The organism is Bifidobacterium sp. SKU, from assembly GCF_026016405.1.
In the GTDB taxonomy this organism is placed as follows: domain Bacteria; phylum Actinomycetota; class Actinomycetes; order Actinomycetales; family Bifidobacteriaceae; genus Bifidobacterium; species Bifidobacterium bifidum.
In genome coordinates this window covers 2,084,728-2,103,555 of sequence record NZ_CP092890.1, presented here as the reverse complement: position 1 = coordinate 2,103,555, position 18,828 = coordinate 2,084,728, and the positions used below count along the sequence as shown (strand labels likewise).

Here is an 18,828-nt window from a genome sequence, read left to right as displayed (position 1 = left end):
GGGTACCACATGAACGTCGTTCCCCCCTTGACGAGAACGTGCTGTACCTGACCGAGTAGAGGTAGGGCCGGCCCGGGGACGAGCCGGGTGGATATACGGCGGATATGAATAGGCATGGTGTCGACGATATCGCCGCCGGAACCATGCCCTTTGTCGTCTGTTTGCCGCCGCTGCGCTATCGTCGCAGACGCCGTGCGATGGAGCGCGCGATTGCCGCGAAGCCGGCGGATAGGGTCAGGGCGATGGTGGCAAACACCTGCGGCCGGCGCAGTTCGTTGCGCAGGGTCGCGGCGCCCGTCACGCAATGATCCTCGAAGAACACGCGCAACTCATTGCCGCTGTAACGGCCGACCAGGTCGCCCCACGTGAGCATGCGGGTCTCATACGCGGCCGGGTCGTCTTCGCGGAACTCGAACAGGCGGATGCCGCGCAGGCGAGACTTCGGACCGTAGCATTCGAAGCCGCACGTCGGCGCATACCCTAGATCGAGGTCATGCACGTGCCCGACGAACGAGTTCTTGTGATCGTGCCCGCAGTACAACGCGAAATAGCCGCCCGCCTCGCGCAATGCGTCCACCTCGCCGACGTTCTCGTCAGCGCAGCCGATCGCCTCGCCGAGCCGTGACCCCGGCCGGCATACGGCGTCGTTGAGCACGTAGCAGCGCCCGGCGTAATTGCGGGCGCCCTCCACGGCGTTCGGCGTCCATGCCGGGACCTCGGTCAGGCAGTCATAGAATTCCTGCGGCGGAATATGCTGGAACGTGATCGACGGCACCGGTTCGCCATCGCCGTTGCGCTCGGCGAGCGTGCGCTGCACGTCGCCCAGCCATGCGATCGCCTCAGCGCTCGGTGTGCCGTAGCCGTCCGAATCCGCTAGGTCGAGTCCGCGCGAATGCGCCACATACCGCGGGTACTGGGCGTCATTCTCCTCCGGCTTGCCCGCATAATCGCCGGAATTGACCAGCATCACGCCCATCGCCACATGCTCCGAACCGTCGGAGGACAGCACGGGCAGCGCGAATGTGCCCGGCTCGATGGCCAACGGCGAGCCGCCGGCAGCATCGGCCTCGGGATTCAGGCAGCCGGGGAACTCGCGGTAGATGTCGTCCTGCTCGTCAGGCAGGATGCCGCACTGGAAGTCGTGATTGCCATAGGTCGCGGCGAACGGCACGCCCGCGTTGATGACCGGTCCGAGGAACGCGCCGAACGTGTCGCGCACTTTCTGCCGGGTGTCGTTCATCAGGTCGTCCATCGTGACCACATCGTCCTGCGGTGGCAGGTCCGGATCGCGCCGCGCCGCGATGCGCCTGTGGATGCCGTGTAGCTTCGCCTCGATTTCGGTGACGAGACGTACGCGTGCGCCGGGGTTCTCGCCGCGCCGGCGCAGGAACGTGTCGATGTACGCGGGATCGTACCCGCGGATTTGATCGCCGGTGAACACCACCAAATCCGGCTTCGCCTCGTTGATTGCGGCCTCGATCATGCGGATCGTGTCGCGGTTGACTTCCGGGCCGTCCTGAATGTCGGCCATTTGCAGCACGCGGAACGTGCCGTCGTCGTGAAAACGCAGTGTCATGCCCTCCACTGTAGCGAGTCGCCCTGTGCGGCGCCATACTCTTCGCGAAGTCGCCACCACGCGTGGAGCGGGCGTCGCCATGCAGTCAACGGGCGTCCGGAGAGGGGCCGAAACGTTATCTCGGCAGGGTATCTACGTTTCGAGGGGGTGACTCGGACGCTCCGGAACATCTATCTGCATTTCGAGGGGTTGGTGGCCGAGTATCAATGGCATGGGAGCCGCATGATTCCAGTGGCGTCCATCATGCAATACCTCGAATATCGAGCAACGCCAACCCCTTGAAACGCAGATAGATGTTCGGCGGGCCTGAAATCACCCCCTCGGAAGCGAGATAACGCTCCGAAGGCCGCATGGATTGGCCGCATTCTTGATATCTCGGCGGTTTACCGGGGCGCTTCACGCTAGACTGATTAATTGCATGACCTATCGTGCGACGACAACATACGGCCGGCAGGCAACAGGCGCCGGCATCATCAAGTAAAAGGAGGAGATATGGGTCAGGATCAATCATCAGTGTTTGATCTTGCGGCGGTCGCCGCGGCGTCCAATGGGGGGAACAACGACCCGCTGCTGCCTCCCGCACGATTCATCGGCGAGCCGCAGAAGCCGAGCGATATGCCTTACACCAAGTACGTCGCCTACGACAAGCAGGTGCCGTTCGACTATCCCGAGCGCACGTGGCCGGGCAAGCGTCTGCAGCGTGCCCCGCGCTGGTGCTCCGTCGACCTTCGCGACGGCAACCAGGCGCTCGTCAACCCGATGGACTCCGAGCGCAAGCTGCGCTTCTGGAACCTGCTCGTCTCCATGGGATTCAAGGAAATCGAAGTGGGCTTCCCGTCCGCCTCGGAGACGGATTTCGACTTCATCCGCATGCTTATTGAACGCGAGCTCATCCCCGACGACGTGACCATCGTCGTGCTCACCCAGTGTCGTGAGCACCTGATTCGCCGCACTTACGAGGCGCTCAAGGGCGCCAAGCGTGCGATTGTGCACTTCTACAACTCGGTCTCCGTGCTGCAGCGCGAGGTCGTGTTCCGCAAGAACAAGGAAGAGATCAAGAAGCTCGCCACCGACGCGGCCGAGCTGTGCAAGGACCTTGAAAACGAGGCCAAGGGCATCGACCTGTATTACGAGTACAGCCCCGAATCGTTCACCGGTACTGAGCCGGAATACGCGGTCGAGGTGTGCAATGCGGTCATCGGCGTCATCAAGCCGACCCCCGAGCACCCGATGATCATCAACCTGCCGGCCACGGTCGAGATGACCACGCCGAACGTGTTCGCCGATGAGGTGGAGTACGTGTCCACGCATCTTGACGACCGTGACGCCGTGGTGCTCTCCCTGCACCCGCACAACGACGAAGGCATGGGCGTGGCCGCCACCGAGCTGGCCGTGCTGGCCGGCGCCGACCGCGTGGAGGGCTGCCTGCTGGGCAACGGCGAGCGCACCGGCAACGTGGATCTGGTCACGCTGGGTCTGAACATGCTCACGCAGGGCATTGATCCGCAGATCGACTATTCGAACGTTCCCGAGATCCGCAAGACCGTCGAGTACTGCAACCAGATCAAGATCTCCGAGCGTCATCCGTACGCGGGCAACTTCGTGTTCACCGCGTTCTCCGGCTCCCATCAGGACGCCATCAAGAAGGGCCTCGAAGCCCGCGAGGTCGCTGCGGACCGAGTCGGCGCCGATCTCGACAAGTTCGTGTGGCTCGTGCCGTACCTGCCGATCGACCCGAAGGACATCGGCCGCACCTACGAGGCGATCATCCGCGTCAACTCGCAGTCCGGCAAGGGCGGCATGGCCTACCTGCTCAAGACCAACCACAACCTCGACCTGCCGAAGCGTCTGCAGGTGGAGTTCGACAAGATCGTGCAGAACTTCGCCGACACGACCAAGAAGGAAGTCAAGGACGAGGACATCTGGCGTCTCTTCAAGGACGAGTACCTGCCGGTGGAGCAGTCCGGCATGACGGCCGCCGGCGTGGTCGTCGGCGATACGCATGACGCGACGCTCGCTCCGTGGGGCCGCCTCAAACTGCTCAAGGTGGCCGTCAGTTCCGGCGAGGATGGTTCAGACACCGTGCTCAAGGCGCGTGTGCTCGACCGCGGCGTGAATGTGGGCGTGGACGAACCTCACGAGCGTGAGATCTCCGGCATCGGCAACGGCCCGATTGCGGCGTTCCTCAACGCGGTTTCCAACCTCGGCATTGAGGCGTCCGTGATGGATTACGTGGAGCACACCATGTCCGTCGGTACCGACGCCATGGCCGCGTCCTACGTGGAATGCCAGGTGGGCGAGGACACTGAGACCCAGATCATCTGGGGCGTCGGCATCGACTCCTCGATTACCACCAGCGCGCTCAAGGCGATCATCTCCGCGATCAACCGTTCGCAGCGCTGATATTTCGCGGTAAACGAAAGGGTGGCTGCAGGATTCGTCCTGCAGCCACCCTTTTTTGATGGTCGTGAGAGGCCGGAACCACCTCCAGTCGCACGGGGCCTAGCTCTCGTGCCCCCGCCGGCGGGGATGGTCAACGCACGCCAATAACCGCGAATCCGGCCTCGTCCCTCACTGCGACGCTATGCCGTTGGTGTTGGATTCATTGCCGGTGGAGCAGCCGGCGGCGGTGGGATCGGTCGCGCAATCCGAGCCTCCGCCATTGTTGCCGTTGTTCCCTCCGTTGCCGTTATTCCCGTTGTTGCCGCCATTCCCGCCATTGCCATCGGACCCGTTGCCGCCCGATCCATTGCCGCTGCCATTCGAACCGTTGCCGGTCTGCGGCTTCGTCGACTGCGAGCCCGACCCGTCGCCAGACTGCGTGCCGCTCTGCGACGACTGGTCGTCGCTCCTGCTGCCGCCCTGCGAATTCCCGCTCTGCGACTGGCCGCTGTTGCCCCAAGACGAGTACTGCGAACCGGTGCCCCACGTGCCATCGGGTCCACCGATCTTGCCGCTGTCGGTCACGTCGGGGAACTTCTCGTCCGCCACGTTCTCCAGCGCCCTCGACATGTAGTTGGTGAACAGCACGGCCGGATATCCCATGCCCTTGTAATACCCGTTGATGGTCGGCAGTTCCAGCGCCTCGCCGTTCGCTCCGGGATTCCAGATGGCGAACATGGTGAGCGTCGAGGGCGTGAACCCGATGAAGCTCACGGCCTTGTTGTCGTTTGCCGTGCCGGACTTGCCTGCCATCGTCTTGCCGATCGCGCTCGCCGCACGACCGGTACCGTATTGGATGGTGCCTTCCATCGCCTTGACCACCAGTCCGGTGTCGTTCGCGTCGAACACCTGCTCCGCGGTGGATGGCGCCTTGTACAGTTCCGGCCCCTTGCTGCTCTTCACGCTGGCGACGATGTGCAGCGTCGGCTTCTTGCCCTGGTTGGCGATGGTGGAGAAGCCGCGCGCCATGTCGATCATGCTCAGACCGGAGTTGCCGAGCGTCACGTAGCCGTCATCGGTGATCTTGCCTTTGATGCCGGCCGTGTGCGCGGTCTTGATTATCGTGTCCGCGCCGAGATGCTGCTGCAGATCCATGTACACCGTGTTGACGGAGTTCGCCGTCGCCTTGTACAGGTTGATGTAGCCGTAGCTAGCGCCGCCCGAGTTCGACATCGGCTGTTTCAGCCCGGGGAAGCTGCGCGGCGAGTTGCCGTTGAACACAGTATCGAGGCTGACGCCCGTCTGGACGGTCGAAAGCAGCGTGAACGGTTTCATCGTGGAACCGACTTCGTAGGTCGCGTCGGTGACGTTGTTGAGCTGTTTCTTCAGGTAATCCTCGCCCGCGTACAGTGAGATGATTGAACCGTCTTTGACGTTGACCGACAGGCCGCCGGTCTGTACGCCGTCCGGCATGCCCGCGTTGCCCTTGGTGGGGCTCGCGGTCTGATACATCAGATCCTGTTTGGATTTGTCGATGGTGGTGACGATGGTGTAGCCGCCGGTGTCGAGGTCGTCTTGCGTGAACGCCTTTGAGTTGATGAGTTCGCTGCGGACCATCTGCAGCAGATACCCGTTGGGGCCCTCGTAGATGTTCTGCTGTGCGTTGGTGACGGTTTTCGGCATCGTGGCTTCACTGGCCTGTTTGGCGGTGATGTAGCCGTCCTCTTTCATGATGTTGATGACGCGCTCGAATCGCGATTTCGCCTGCTTGGCGTTGACGGCCGGATCCCAGTTGCTGGGGGACGGGATGATGCCGGCGAGCATCGCCGCCTCGGGCACAGTCAGGTCTTTCGCGTCCTTGCCGAAGTACGCCTGGGCGGCGGCCTGGATGCCGTAGGCGCTGCGGCCGAGATAGATGGTGTTGAGATAGTTGCACAGGACGGTGTCTTTGTCTTGCGTCTGCGCGATCTTGACCGCCAGTATGGCTTCCTTGAGCTTGCCCATGTAGGTGGTGGTCTCGCCGAGGTAATACCGTTCCGCGTACTGCTGGGTGATGGTGGATCCGCCCTGGCGGGTGCCCTTGGTGACGTTGTTGATCAGCGCCCGTGCGATGCCCTTGAGGTCGATGCCGCGGTCCGTGTAGAACGTGCGGTTTTCGGAGGCGACCACGGCTTGGCCCACGTATTTCGGCAGTACGGAGCAGTCGATGATCTCACGGTTCTGCTCGGCGAACGTGCCGATTTTCGTTTTGCCGTCCGCATAGTACACGCTGGTTTTCTCGGCCAGCGCGATGGTCTCCGGCTGGGGGATTTCGATGGTGGCGTACAGGTAGGCGAACGCGCCGATGCCGACGGCGAGGAACAGGCCGATGATGCCGAGCGTCCACTTGAGAATCAGATGCTTCTTGCGCCCTTTGGCTTTCGGGCCTTTCGAGCCGGGGGAGCGGTGGGTGCCGCCGCCGCGGTGTGTGCCTTCGGGCGGATTAGCGCCGCGGCCACGCCTTGAGCCGCTGTTGCGCTGCGCGCTGTAACCGTTGGTTGCGGCGGTGCCGCCGGTTCTCGTGCCCGTCGCCGCACCCGCTTGGGTGCCGGTCGCGGTGCGGCCTGAGGCGCCGGCCGCCCGACGACCGGACGTTCCTGCCGCGCGTCGGCCTGAACTGGAATTAACAGTGCGCGTATGTGAAGCCATGATTCTACCGTAGTCCTTGCAATATGATGCGAACCGGTTTGCGCGTATTTTCGCGCTTTCCTCACCGGTTTTCCTCTGAATCCTTACAAACGTCGATATCGTGCTTGGTGCTTGTCCATATCTAGCAAAACCACAACCATAGCCTCTCGGCGTGACGGTATCGTGAGAAACGTTGGAAAATAAGGGTTTTAGCCGGATGCGTCACTGTGCGAGGGCTCACACGGTGACGATACCCTCGCACGGTGACGGTCATGACCGTCCTTAATGTGAGTCGGATTCTGCATTGTGGGATTGTATGAATGCTTCGCTGGTTTGGGCCCGGCCAAAGCGGTGCGGCGTTGCCTCATCCGGTCATAGTCCCACTTTCCGGTGAGCGCATGAGACTGTGGCCGGATGAGATGGGCGGGAGATCCGGATGAAATGAGAAAAGGCGGCGGCGGAAGTGCCCGCCAGTCGGTGTCACCGGGCGCGCAGCATCGGCGCGACCTGCTCCTCATATGCGGTGAGGGCGGCGTCGATCACGTTGTGCATGTCGTAGTACTTGTAGGTGCCCAGGCGCCCGCCGAACACGACGTTCGGCTCGGCGGCTGCCCTGGCTGCGTACCGCTCATAGAGCGCCTTGTCGGCGTCCGTGTTGATCGGGTAGTACGGTTCGTCGCCGCGCTCGGCGAAGCGGGAGTATTCCTCCCACACCACTGTCCTGTTGTGGTTCTGTGCGTCACGCCTCTCCGGGTTGAAGTTCTTGAACTCGATGGCGCGGGTGTAGGGCACGTCCGCGTCGGAGAAGTTCATCACCGGGCAGCCGAAGTGGTCGTCCTCGTCGTAGCGCACTTCCTTGAAGTCCACCGTGCGCCATTTCAGGTCGCCGAGTTCATAGCCGAAATACCGGTCAATCGGCCCGGTGTAGACCACGGGCGTGCCGGCGGCGCGCAGCGCCTTCTTGTTGAGCGGCTGGCTCTCGTCGAAGAAGTCGGTGCCGAGCGTCACATGGATGCGCGGGTCATCGATCATGCGCTCCATCCACGCGGTGTAGCCGTCGCGCGGCAGTCCCTCCCATGTGTCTTTGAAGTAGCGGTTGTCGTAGTTGAACCGCACGGGCAGCCGCTTGATGATGCTCGCCGGCAGTTCGGCCGGATCGGTCTGCCATTGCTTGGCGGTGTAGTTCTTGATGAACGCCTCATACAGCGGCCGTCCGATCAGCTGGATGCCCTTGTCGTTGAGGTTTGTCGGGTCGGTGCCGGCCAGTTCACCGGCCTGTTCGGCGATGAGCTGCCTCGCCTCGGCGGGCGTGTAGGCCGCCCGGAAGAACTGGTTGATGGTGCCGAGATTGATTGGCAGCGGGTAGACCTCGCCGTCGTGCGTGGCGTACACGCGATGCACGTAGTCGGTGAATGCGGTGAAGCGGTTGACGTAATCCCAAACGCGTTTGGTGGAAGTATGGAACAGGTGGGCACCGTATTGGTGGATTTCGGCACCGGTCTCCTCGTCGATATAGCTGTACACGTTGCCGCCGATGTGGCTGCGCACATCGATGATCTCGACCCGGGCGCCCGCGCGCTCCGCCGCCTGCTGTGCGATGGTCAGGCCGAACAGGCCCGCGCCGACGATCACCAAATCCGCGTTCATAGCTTCCTTCCGTTGCGGCCCGCGCCGGCGGTGCCGGTTGCGCCGCGACCCTTCCATTTGATGATTCGCGCTGTTCCCCGCGTCGAATATGAACGGCCGTCATGTGCGTTTCGTTCTCAGCTCGACCAAGGATACCGCACATTATCGACCGCGCAACCATCCCTGTGAACGATTTGATGAACGTTCGGTGACGGCATGTCCGGCGTCTTTTACAGCGCGCACACGACCAGATATATGGCCACCACGTGGCAGGTGTACCCGATGACCGTGCCCATGTGAAACACCTCGTGAAACTCGAACCAGCCCGGAATCGGATTGGGTTTGCGGATCGCGAAGCATGTGGCGCCCGCAATGTAGGCGGCCCCGCCGCACGCAATCAGCACGGTCGCCGCCGGACCCACCGCGGGCGCGGTCCACAGCGCCGGAAGCAGTGTGACCGGCGCCAGCCCCAGCACCACGTACACGACGGTGAACACCCAGTTCGGCGCTCGCAGCCATACGATATGCATCACCGTGCCGACGAGCGCCGCCGCCCATATCACCGTCAGGTACGGCCATCGGATCGAAGGGCTGAGCGCGAACAGCACCGGCGTATTGGTGCCGGCGATGATCAGGAAGATGTTGGAGTAGTCGATGCCGCACAGCACGCGCGTCACCTTGGCGCTGCGCCACGGTACGACGTGCAGCAGGGCGCTGTTGCCGAACAGCAGTATCGCCGACGCGCCGTAAATCGCGCACGCGGCCTTGACCGGTCCGGCCGGCGCGATGCAGATCAGCACGATGGATGCGGCGATGCACAACGGCAGGGTGATGAGGTGCTGCCAGCCGCGCAGCCGAGGCTTGCGGTTGCCGAATGCATCGACCGGCGTGACCTGGCGTTCGGCGGCTTTCAGTGCGGCCTTGGCTTGGCGATAGCGTGCGCGCGCGGCGCGATACTGCTCGAGGGCGCGGTTCATCGCGGTGGCCGAGGCACCGGTCTGCGTCGCGGCCATGCCGGCAGCGGTTGCGGTCTGCGCTGTGGCGGCCGCCCGCATCCCGCCGCCCGCGGTCTGTCGCCGCGCTGTTTTTCGCTGCGCCGCGGACTTGCGTATGGATGGTGCACTGATTGACGCGCTCATCATCATCACCTCGCTGCGGCCGGAATGCCCGGCCTACACTAACTTACGCTACCGTAACTTAGTGTAGGTCGCTGATGGTTCGCTGACAATGCTTCTCTGGTGGTGAATCGAATGCCGTCCGGGCCGCCGAAGGCAGCATGGCGGTTCGTGTGTATCATATATTGACCGTCAGCTGAAGATTTTCATAGTTTTTTCTTATAGCCGGGCATAAGCGGATCGTGGATGCGTCGGGATCCGGAAGTACGTGCTCGACTGCCGTAATGGATGCCGGTCGAATATGCTGTGGCCGCATGGGAGGGGCTGAAAAGCGCGGTCTGATGGAGGTCTGCCTGTCTGACGATGGCGTGCGTCATGCGCGGTACGTGAGAGTCGGCGTATATGGCATTGTGAGGTGAGTGTTAACAATATGTTCCTGAAATGTTACGCGATGCGACAAAACGTAACGATATCGGACGAGCGCCAGGTCTAGTTTCTTTCACAGTGTCGTCGTGAGTGACGCACGCAAAGAGAGGAAAACAATAATGGCCAATAAGCAATGGCCTCGCTGGGTTGCCGCTGTAGCTGCCCTGGCGATGGCAGGCAGCCTGCCCGGTACCGCGCTCGCGGCTCCGGCACAAGGTGACGCGGCGTCCACGACGCCGACTCTGTCGACCGGCAATCTGAAGAGCAAGGTCTCATCCCAGCTTCAGCAGGCGAAGGGCGAGGTCACCGCATTCATCCAGACCACCAGCCCCTCCGCGCTGGAACGCAAGAACAGTGTGCTCAAGAACTTCAGCAGGCAGCGTTCCGCGCTGCCCACGCTGAAGCAGCGCGCGCAGTCGGCCCAGGCGGCCACGCAGAGCGCGAAGACCGCCGAGAAGACCTCGGTGAACGTGTTCTCGCAGCTGCAGTCGCTGGACTCCAGCGCCAAGAAGATCTACTCCACCTCGTATGCGCTGTCCGGCGTAGCCGTTCGCGCCGACGCGGCGTCGCTGCGCAAGCTCGCCGAGCAGTCCGGCTCGGTGGCGCACATCACGATCCTGACGCCCAAGAAGGCGCTCGACACGACCAACGGCAGTGGCGAAGCCCCCGCGAACAAGAACAACGACCAGCTGGTCAACGCCGTCAAGACTTGGGAACAGACCGGCAAGACCGGCAAGGGCGTGAACATCGCAGTCGTCGACACCGGCCTCGACTACACGCACGCCGACTTCGGGGGCGCAGGCACCACCGAGGCCTACCAGACCGCGCTGAACTCCACCGCCGACCCGCTGACCGACCCGAAGGTCAGCAATCTGCTCGACAAGACGAAGTTCAAGGGCGGTTACGATTACGCCGGCGCCACGTATAACCCGAACGCCGGCAACAACAATCCCACCCCGGACGCCAACCCGATCGACGGCCAGGGCGGCCACCACGGCACGCACGTCGCCGGCACCGCGCTGGGCTACGGCGTCAAGGCCGACGGCACCTCGGGCAAGACCGATACCGCAGGCTACCAGAAGCTGACCGCCGGCGACATCGCCAGCTGGAAGATTGGCCCCGGCGCCGCTCCCGAGGCCGGCATCTACTCGTACAAGGTGTTCGGCGACAACGGCGGCACCACCGACCTGGTGCTCGAAGCGCTTGACGGCATCGCCAAGCACAACACCGAGGCGGAAGTCAACGGCGACGAGTCCAGCCGCATCAGCATCGTCTCCATGTCGCTCGGCGGCAGTTTCGGCGCCTCCGACGACCCGGAGAACGTGGCCGTGGATAACCTCACCGCAGACAACGTGCTGTCCGTGATCGCGGCCGGCAACGACGGCGACATCACCGACATCATGGGTGCCCCCGGCACCGCCAAGAGCGCGCTGACCGTGGCCGCGAGCCAGTCCGGCAAGGCGCTGCAGGACGCCGTCGAAGTGACCGACGGCCCGGCCTCGCTCAAGGGCCAGACCCTCGCCGGCCAGTACTCCGTGAACTACGCGAAGCTCGACGACTTCTCCCTGACCGGCAAGGTCGTGCGCGTCAAGGACAAGGACAACCTGGAAGGCTGCAAGGCATACTCCGCCGATGACGCCGCTGCCGTCAAGGGCAACATCGCCTACGTTGAATGGAACGACGCCGCTGTGAACTGCGGCTCCAAGACCCGCTTCGACAACGCCGAGAAGGCCGGCGCGACCGGCATCCTGTTCGGCTCGCAGGCGAACATCCCCGAGTCCGGCATCGGCGGCAACGCCGGCATCCCCGGCTTCCAGCTGGTCAAGAACGCCGCCGAGAACAAGGACCTGCAGAGCGCCATCGATGACGGCACGCTGACGGTGACCCTGTCCACCAAGCTGCGTATGAGCAAGGACGCCGACTACTCCAGCGAGAGCGAAGACACCATCGCGTCCTTCACCTCCCGTGGCATCCACGGCTCCTATGACGGCACCGCCAAGCCCGATGTCTCCGCTCCCGGCGTGGGCATCGTGTCCGCTTCGGCCGGCACCGGCAACAGCGACGAGATCATGAGCGGTACGTCCATGGCCACCCCGTTGACCTCCGGCGTCGCCGCGCTGGTCCGTCAGGCCCGGCCCGAATACCTGGCCAACGTGGTCAAGGCCCAGCTGATGAACACCGCCAACCACGACGTGCTCACCGCGGATCGCAAGACCGCGTACGGCCCGCTGCGTGTGGGCTCCGGTCGTATCGACGCGCTCGCCGCAGTGAACAACAACGTGCAGCTTGCCGGAGAGGATAACGAGGCCATCACCGCGCAGTTCGGCGTCATCCCGGTCGGCAAGGACGGCTACACCGACAAGCGGACCATGCGGCTCGTGAACAACACCGATCATGACATTACGTACAAGCTCACATACTCGGCCCGCACCCCGGTGCCGGGCGTCACGTACTCGGTGAGCGGCGACAACGGTGGGGACACCGTGGTCGCCAAGTCCGGGACCAGCACCAGCTTCCGCGTGAAGATCAGCATCGACCAGTCCAAGCTGACCCGCACCCGTGACGCCACGCAGTCCGCGCAGGTCGCAGGCAAGGACCGCCAGTACGTGACCGACGCCAGCGGCATCATCACCGCGACTCCGGTCACCCAGGAGGATGACGCCACCACGCTGCGTGTGCCCGTCACTTCGGTGCCGAAGGCAATCTCCGAAACCACCACGGAACTGAGCGGCTTCAACAACAAGAAGGGCATGCTGTCCGTGTCCGGCCATGGCCTTGACCAGGGCGACACCGCCACCGGCTACCACTCCGAGCTCGTCCCGTTCGTGTACGGTGCCGAGGATCCGGTCGACGGCTACACCGGCAACGGTGACGCCGCTCGCAGCCTTGCCGCAGGTGACATCCGCGCGATCGGTTATTCCAGCACCGCACCTCAGCTCTCCGATCCGTCGCAGGGCCTGCTGAGCTTCGGCATCATCACCGACAAGACGTGGTCCCACTTGGGCAACAATTTCATTCCGGACGTGATCTTCGACGTGGACGGCGACATGAAGGCCGACTACATGATCTCGGTGAGCACCACCGAAGGCAACGCGCAGTACGACACCGCATGGGCCACGACGACTTCCGCGACAACCGGCAAGGTCGTTGACGAGGAGCCCATCGACCCCGCATATGTCTCCGACTCCAACCAGGTCGTGCTCTCCGTGAAGCTGTCCGCCCTTGGATTCACCAAGGACACCAAGGTCGCCCCGATCGCCTACATGGCACAGATCGAGTCGATTTACGCTGCCGGCGCGAAGGATCAGTACATCGTCGACACTGCGGGCGGTTCCAAGGACGACTCGTTCGACGCGTACCACCCTGCCCTGTGGTTCGGCGACTCCGCCACCGAAGGCAACGGCACGGTCAGCTTCCCCGACGAGAACGGCACGAAGGTCGCCGTCCACACCGCGGATGATTCGTCCGAGACCACTCCGAAGGTGCTGGCGCTGCACAAGAACGGCTTCTTCCCGAACATCGAGAGCGATGAGCCCGTCATCGACGCGCACACCGTGAAGAACATCGACAAGGCGCTGCTGGAGACTCTGGTCTTTGCCGCTAGCAAGTACCAGGAATCCAACTACACGGCGGATTCGTGGGCCGCATTCAAGAAGGCCTTCGACGCGGCGAAGAAGGTGCTCGACTCCGACACGGCCACGCAGCAGCAGGTCAACGACGCCTACACGGCGTTGCGAACCGCCATCAACGGGCTCGTCAACGCGACCGCCAAGCCGTCTAAGGACAAGCTGAAGGCGGCGGTGGATGCTGCGGCCAAGCTGAAGGAATCCGACTACACGGCGGATTCGTGGGCTGCGTTCGTCAAGGCGCTTGATGCCGCCAAGGCGGTGCTCGCCAACGACAACGCGACTCAGGAAGAGATCAACAACGCGACCGGCGCTCTGTTCAAGGCCGAAGAGGCTTTGGTGAAGAAGGCCGGCACGCCGACGAAGCCCGGCAAGCCGAGCCAGCCTGGCGCCCCGGCGAAGCCCGGTGCGTCGGGCGCCAACAGTGGCCAGAACGGCAGCAATGCCGGCGTCGCCAAGACGGGTGCCGCTGTCACTGGCATCTCGGGCGTAGTCATGCTGCTGCTCGCCGCCGGGGCCACGCTGGTGATCATTCGCCGGCGTGACGTGGTGCGTCGCTAGTCTCCCATAGCCGATAATGCCCTTTCCCGCGAGCGCGGGGAGGGGCATTATTGTCGTTGCGCACCCGATATCCGGGGGTGATGTATACTAGTACAGCCTTCACGTGGCGTTATGTCACCCAATCCCCCCAGGGCAGGAATGCAGCAAGGGTAAGTGGCCTCTGTCGGGTACGTGAAGGTTTTCTTTTTCTTTTCTTGGCCCCTCACCCTGACCGTCGCGGCGCCGTGAGGCTTAAATTACAGGTTGAAATCGCCGTTCTTGGCAATTCCCCGTGCGAAATCGCCGTTTTTGGACCTTGAAACGGCGATTTCACACGGGGAATAGTAGATTTCGGCGATTTCAACCCGTATTTTGATATGCCGGGGCCAGGTTTTCGATTATTCTGTCGGAATATGGGCGCGATGAGGCGACTGACACATGTACAGGCTCTACAGTCTTGAACTATGAGTGAAGAACAGCGTGTTGATGATCCCGCCGAAATCTCGCGTGACGGTGCGATTCCGCCTGACGCCGTGCAGGTCAGCGGCGACCGGGCTGATGCGGCAACGTCGGCGGAACGCCTGCCGTCCACGGAGACGACCGATGCGCCTGCTGACACGCCGAATGAGCCGGATACCGCAGCCGCATCGGATACGACGTCATCCGGCGCGTCGGCATCAGACCCCGCACCAGAACAGGCGCGCTCGTCGGCGAAACAGGAGCCAGAACCCGTGGTGCCGCAGGCGTCCCCGGCCAGCGCATGGTCCGCTTTGGAGACGATCGCGGATCATCCGCTGCGCGCCCTCGGATCGCCCGCGCCGGCCGCGCGCAAACGCAAGGCCGCCGCACCCGACGAACACGCGGCGGACATTGACGACGAGGCGGACATCGAGCGCGGATTGGCGCGTCGCGACCCGCTGACCGTGCGTCCGCGCGTGTCGAGCCGTGTGCTGTGTGCGGTGTTCGGCGTGCTGATGATCGCGATCTCGTTCGGCGCATGGTGGATCGCCGTGCGCACCGAGGACGGGCAATCATACGAGGATATGGTGTTCAGCGGCTTCCACGACAGCCTGCCGTCGTGGGCGTCCGCTCTGGTCGCCCCGTTCATCAGCCGCAATATCACGTCAATCGCCGGGCATCCGTTGAACTTCACCGTAATCGTCTCCGCGCTGCTGATCGTTGTCGCGGCGGTGGTGATGCTGGTACGCAAGCGTTGGTGGCTGGTCGGGCAGTCCGCGGTGTTCGCCGCGCTGTGTTTCGCGTCCACATATCTTAAAGGTGTGCTGCCGCGGCCGTTCATCATCAACACCGTGTCTCAGCCCGCCAATTCCGCGCCTTCCGGTCATACGATGCTGGCCGTCGTCGCGGGCGTGCTGCTGCTGTTCGCGGTTCCGCGCGGATGCCGTGCGTGGATGGCGCTGGTCGGGGCCGCCTATGCGCTGGTCATCGGCCTGTCGGTGATCGCGGGGGCATGGCACCGCCCGGTCGACGTGGTGATGAGCCTGCTGCTGGCGGGCGGCTTCGCGCTGCTGGCGATGGCATTCACGCGCACGTCCGGCATGGACGCGCCCGGCAAACGCGCGTCCTCGCCGAGCGTGCAGATCGTCGGCACGGTGATGATCACGGCGGGTGTGCTGTGCTGCTGCTATGCCGCATACATCATGTGGCAGATTGAGCCCGGTCTGAGCCTGAGCGCGAGCTGGGCGAGCGTCGGCGCCCACGTCTCCACCTTCGCGATGATAGCCGGCGTTTCGTCGCTGGTGTTCGGGATGCTGCTGGCGATGCGCCAGATCACGGCGTCCCCGTTGAGCCGAGCCGGCCTGGTGGGGGCGCCGCCGGCCCCGCCGAAGAAGAAGCGGTGACCGCCGCGGAGCCGCGCGATTTGCCGTTTGACCATGCCGCGTGAGTATGATGAAGGCCAATGACATTGTAGGTAAGGAGAGACAATGGGCACCGGCAACAAGCTTGTCATCGTGGAGTCTCCCACCAAAGCGAAGAAAATCGGTGGGTATCTTGGCAGCGGCTACACCGTCATGGCATCGGTCGGTCACATCCGTGACCTTGCACAGCCCAGTCAGATTCCCGCGGACGACAAGGCCAGGTTCGGCAAGTTCGGCGTGGACGTCGACGATGGCTTCAAACCGTACTACATCGTCGACGGTGACAAGAAGAAGACCGTCGCCGAACTGAAAAAAGCGCTGAAGAACTCCGACGAGCTCTACCTCGCCACTGATGAGGATCGCGAAGGGGAGGCGATCGCCTGGCACCTGGTGCAGACGCTCAAGCCGAAGGTTCCCGTCAAGCGCATGGTGTTCCACGAGATCACCAAGGACGCCATCAAGGCGTCGCTGGGCAACACCCGCAACGTGGACGAGGACATGGTGGACGCGCAGGAGACCCGCCGCATCCTCGACCGCCTCTATGGCTACGAGCTGTCGCCTGTGCTGTGGCGCAAGGTGGGCCCGGGATTGTCGGCCGGCCGCGTCCAGTCCGTCGCCACACGCCTGATCGTCGAGCGTGAGCGCGAGCGCATGGCGTTCGTGCGCGCCTCCTACTGGGACGTGACCGCGGTGCTGGGCGCGACGGACGCGGAGGGCGAGCCGGCGTCGTTCGAATCGCGCATGGTGTCGCTTGGAGGCAAGCGACTTGCGGGTTCCAAGGATTTTTCGGATGACGGCAAGCTCACGCCGTCCGGTTTCGCTGACAACGTATGCCAGCTGGATGAGGCCCATGCGAACGCCCTCGCCAAGCTCCTGGCCGACGCGACCTTCACCGTGGCATCGATGGAGACCAAGCCGTACCGTCGCCGCCCGCTCCCGCCGTTCACCACATCCACGCTGCAGCAGACGGCCGGCAACCGCCTGTCCATGAGCTCGCGTCAGACCATGCGTGCCGCGCAGGGGCTGTACGAGAACGGTTACATCACGTATATGCGAACCGATTCGGTGACCTTGTCGCAGGAGGCCATCGCCGCCGCCCGTGATGCCGTCGAATATCATTTCGGAAAGTCGTTCCTGTCCGATGGCCCCAAGCAGTATGTGACGAAGACCGCTAGTGCGCAGGAGGCCCACGAATGCATCCGACCCGCCGGCGCGCGGTTCCATGACCCGGCGGAGCTCTCCGGCAAGGTGCCCGCCGACCAGCTGAAACTGTACACGCTGATCTGGCAGCGCACGCTCGCTTCCCAGATGGCCGACGCCACCGGCTCCACCGCGACCGTGCGTCTGTCGGCTCCTGCCGGCGAGGACGGCGAGGCGATGTTCCAGGCGTCCGGTACGGTGATCGAGTTCCCCGGATTCATGAAGGCCACCGGGGAGGGCCGTCGTGCGGCGGCCCCCGCTGCCTCCTCGATGGGTGCCGGTGACGGCGAGGGCGCGGCGAAACGCGCCTCGCGCGAAACCGACGACAACGGATCGCTGCCGCCGATGCAGACCGGTGGCCGTCTCGCCGCGTCCTCGGTGGAGGCTGACGGGCACGAGACCCAGCCGCCGGCGCGATACACCGAAGCGTCGCTGGTGAAGACGCTGGAAGCCAAGGAAATCGGCCGTCCTTCAACCTATGCGAGCATCATCTCCACCATCATCGACCGTGGATACGTCTACGAGCGCGGTCGCGCCCTGATTCCATCGTGGCTGGCGTTCTCGGTCATCAAGCTGCTGGAGACGAAATTCCCCAAGTACGTCGATTACCAGTTCACCGCGGATATGGAGAACGGGCTCGACCAGATCGCGCACGGTCAGGAGACCGGCCGTGACTGGCTGACCCATTTCTATTTCGGTTCCGGCGGCGACGTGGCGACTTCGGCGGACGAAGCGCACGCGGGCCTGCAGCAGCAGGTCGCGCAGCTGGGGGAGATCGACGCCCGCGCCATCAACACCATCGACATCGGCGACGGACTGCACGTGCGCGTCGGTCGGTACGGCCCGTATCTCGAAGACATGAACCACGTGGATGCGGCGGGCAACCCCAAGCGGGCCTCCCTGCCCGACACCATGGCGCCCGACGAGCTGACCGTGCAGGTCGGCCATGAGCTCATCGACAGCAATGCCGGTGGCCCGCGCGAGCTGGGCGTCGACCCGGCAAGCGGCGGCACGGTCGAAGTGCGCAACGGCCGGTTCGGCCCGTATGTGGCCTTGGTGCCGCTCGAGACGGACGGCGGGTCATCCGAGACGAAGTCCAAGAAGACCACTGTGCCCAAGCCCAAGATGGCGTCCCTGTTCAAGACGATGAGCCCCGAATCGATCACGCTGGACGATGCGCTGAAACTGTTGTCGCTGCCGCGCACCGTGGGCGTTTACGAGGAGGCCAACACCGAGACCGGCGAACTTGGCGAGGTCACGGTCGAGGCGAACAACGGCCGGTACGGCCCCTACCTGACCAAGACCGGAGCCGACGGCAAGTCCGAGACGCGGTCTCTCGCCTCGGAGGATGAGATCTTCACCGTGGACGTCGACAAGGCGAAGGAACTGTTCGCCCAGCCGAAATACGGACGCGGCCGTGGACGCGGCACCGCGAAGCCGCCGCTGCGCGAGCTCGGCCCCGATCCCGAAACCGGCAAGAACGTGACCATCAAGGATGGCTTCTACGGCGCCTACATCACCGACGGCGAAACGAACCGGACCGTGCCCAAGCAGTACACGGCCGAGTCCATCGAGCCGGCCGAGGCGTTCCGCCTGCTGGCCGAGAAGCGTGCCGCCGGCCCGTCCAAGCGCGGGCGTCGCAAGACGACGGGCGCCACCGCGAAGAAGACCGCCGCGAAGAAGAGCTCCACGGCATCTGCCACCAAGAAGACGGCCGCCGCGAAAAAGACGGCCGCCAAGAAGACCACGGCCAGGAAGACCGCAGCGAAGAAGACCGTCGAGTAGAGTCA

At 63.7% G+C, this 18,828-nt stretch carries 8 protein-coding genes and 1 other RNA gene; 5 read left to right on the top strand and 4 right to left on the bottom strand.

Annotated features, from left to right (window positions below; translation table 11 throughout):
- Positions 1 to 175: 175 nt before the first annotated feature.
- Entirely contained in the window at positions 176 to 1,576 is a 1,401-nt protein-coding gene (locus MMB49_RS08950) for a metallophosphoesterase family protein (RefSeq protein WP_047271070.1), read from the bottom strand.
- 492 nt (positions 1,577 to 2,068) lie between these two features.
- On the opposite strand from MMB49_RS08950, the gene leuA reads away from it, so the two are divergent.
- Positions 2,069 to 3,979: a 2-isopropylmalate synthase gene (gene leuA / locus MMB49_RS08945; protein ID WP_047271068.1), complete on the top strand. Its 1,911-nt coding sequence runs from the start codon at positions 2,069 to 2,071 to the stop codon at positions 3,977 to 3,979.
- Positions 3,980 to 4,147: 168 nt separating this feature from the next.
- Here leuA and MMB49_RS08940 read toward each other — a convergent pair whose 3' ends face one another.
- The 3 genes from MMB49_RS08940 to trhA form a co-directional block, all read right to left on the bottom strand.
- Positions 4,148 to 6,646 carry a transglycosylase domain-containing protein gene (locus MMB49_RS08940; RefSeq protein WP_047271066.1) on the bottom strand — a complete coding sequence of 833 codons (2,499 nt, stop codon included), beginning with the start codon at positions 6,644 to 6,646 and terminating at the stop codon, positions 4,148 to 4,150.
- Between the two features lie 459 nt (positions 6,647 to 7,105).
- Complete coding sequence (glf, locus tag MMB49_RS08935; RefSeq protein ID WP_003814151.1) at positions 7,106 to 8,272, bottom strand: UDP-galactopyranose mutase; 1,167 nt, start codon at positions 8,270 to 8,272, stop codon at positions 7,106 to 7,108.
- A 209-nt stretch (positions 8,273 to 8,481) separates the two neighbouring features.
- Entirely contained in the window at positions 8,482 to 9,390 is a 909-nt protein-coding gene (trhA, locus tag MMB49_RS08930) for a PAQR family membrane homeostasis protein TrhA (RefSeq protein WP_082247828.1), read from the bottom strand.
- Positions 9,391 to 9,911: 521 nt separating this feature from the next.
- On the opposite strand from trhA, the gene MMB49_RS08925 reads away from it, so the two are divergent.
- From MMB49_RS08925 to topA, 4 genes are all read left to right on the top strand, one after another.
- Positions 9,912 to 13,979 carry a S8 family serine peptidase gene (locus MMB49_RS08925; RefSeq protein WP_047271063.1) on the top strand — a complete coding sequence of 1,356 codons (4,068 nt, stop codon included), beginning with the start codon at positions 9,912 to 9,914 and terminating at the stop codon, positions 13,977 to 13,979.
- A 91-nt stretch (positions 13,980 to 14,070) separates the two neighbouring features.
- Positions 14,071 to 14,165: signal recognition particle sRNA small type (gene ffs / locus MMB49_RS08920), an RNA gene on the top strand.
- Positions 14,166 to 14,689: 524 nt separating this feature from the next.
- Positions 14,690 to 15,820: a phosphatase PAP2 family protein gene (locus MMB49_RS08915; RefSeq protein ID WP_047271135.1), complete on the top strand. Its 1,131-nt coding sequence runs from the start codon at positions 14,690 to 14,692 to the stop codon at positions 15,818 to 15,820.
- Between the two features lie 84 nt (positions 15,821 to 15,904).
- Positions 15,905 to 18,823 carry a type I DNA topoisomerase gene (topA, locus tag MMB49_RS08910; protein ID WP_047271061.1) on the top strand — a complete coding sequence of 973 codons (2,919 nt, stop codon included), beginning with the start codon at positions 15,905 to 15,907 and terminating at the stop codon, positions 18,821 to 18,823.
- The last annotated feature ends 5 nt before the right edge of the window (positions 18,824 to 18,828 follow it).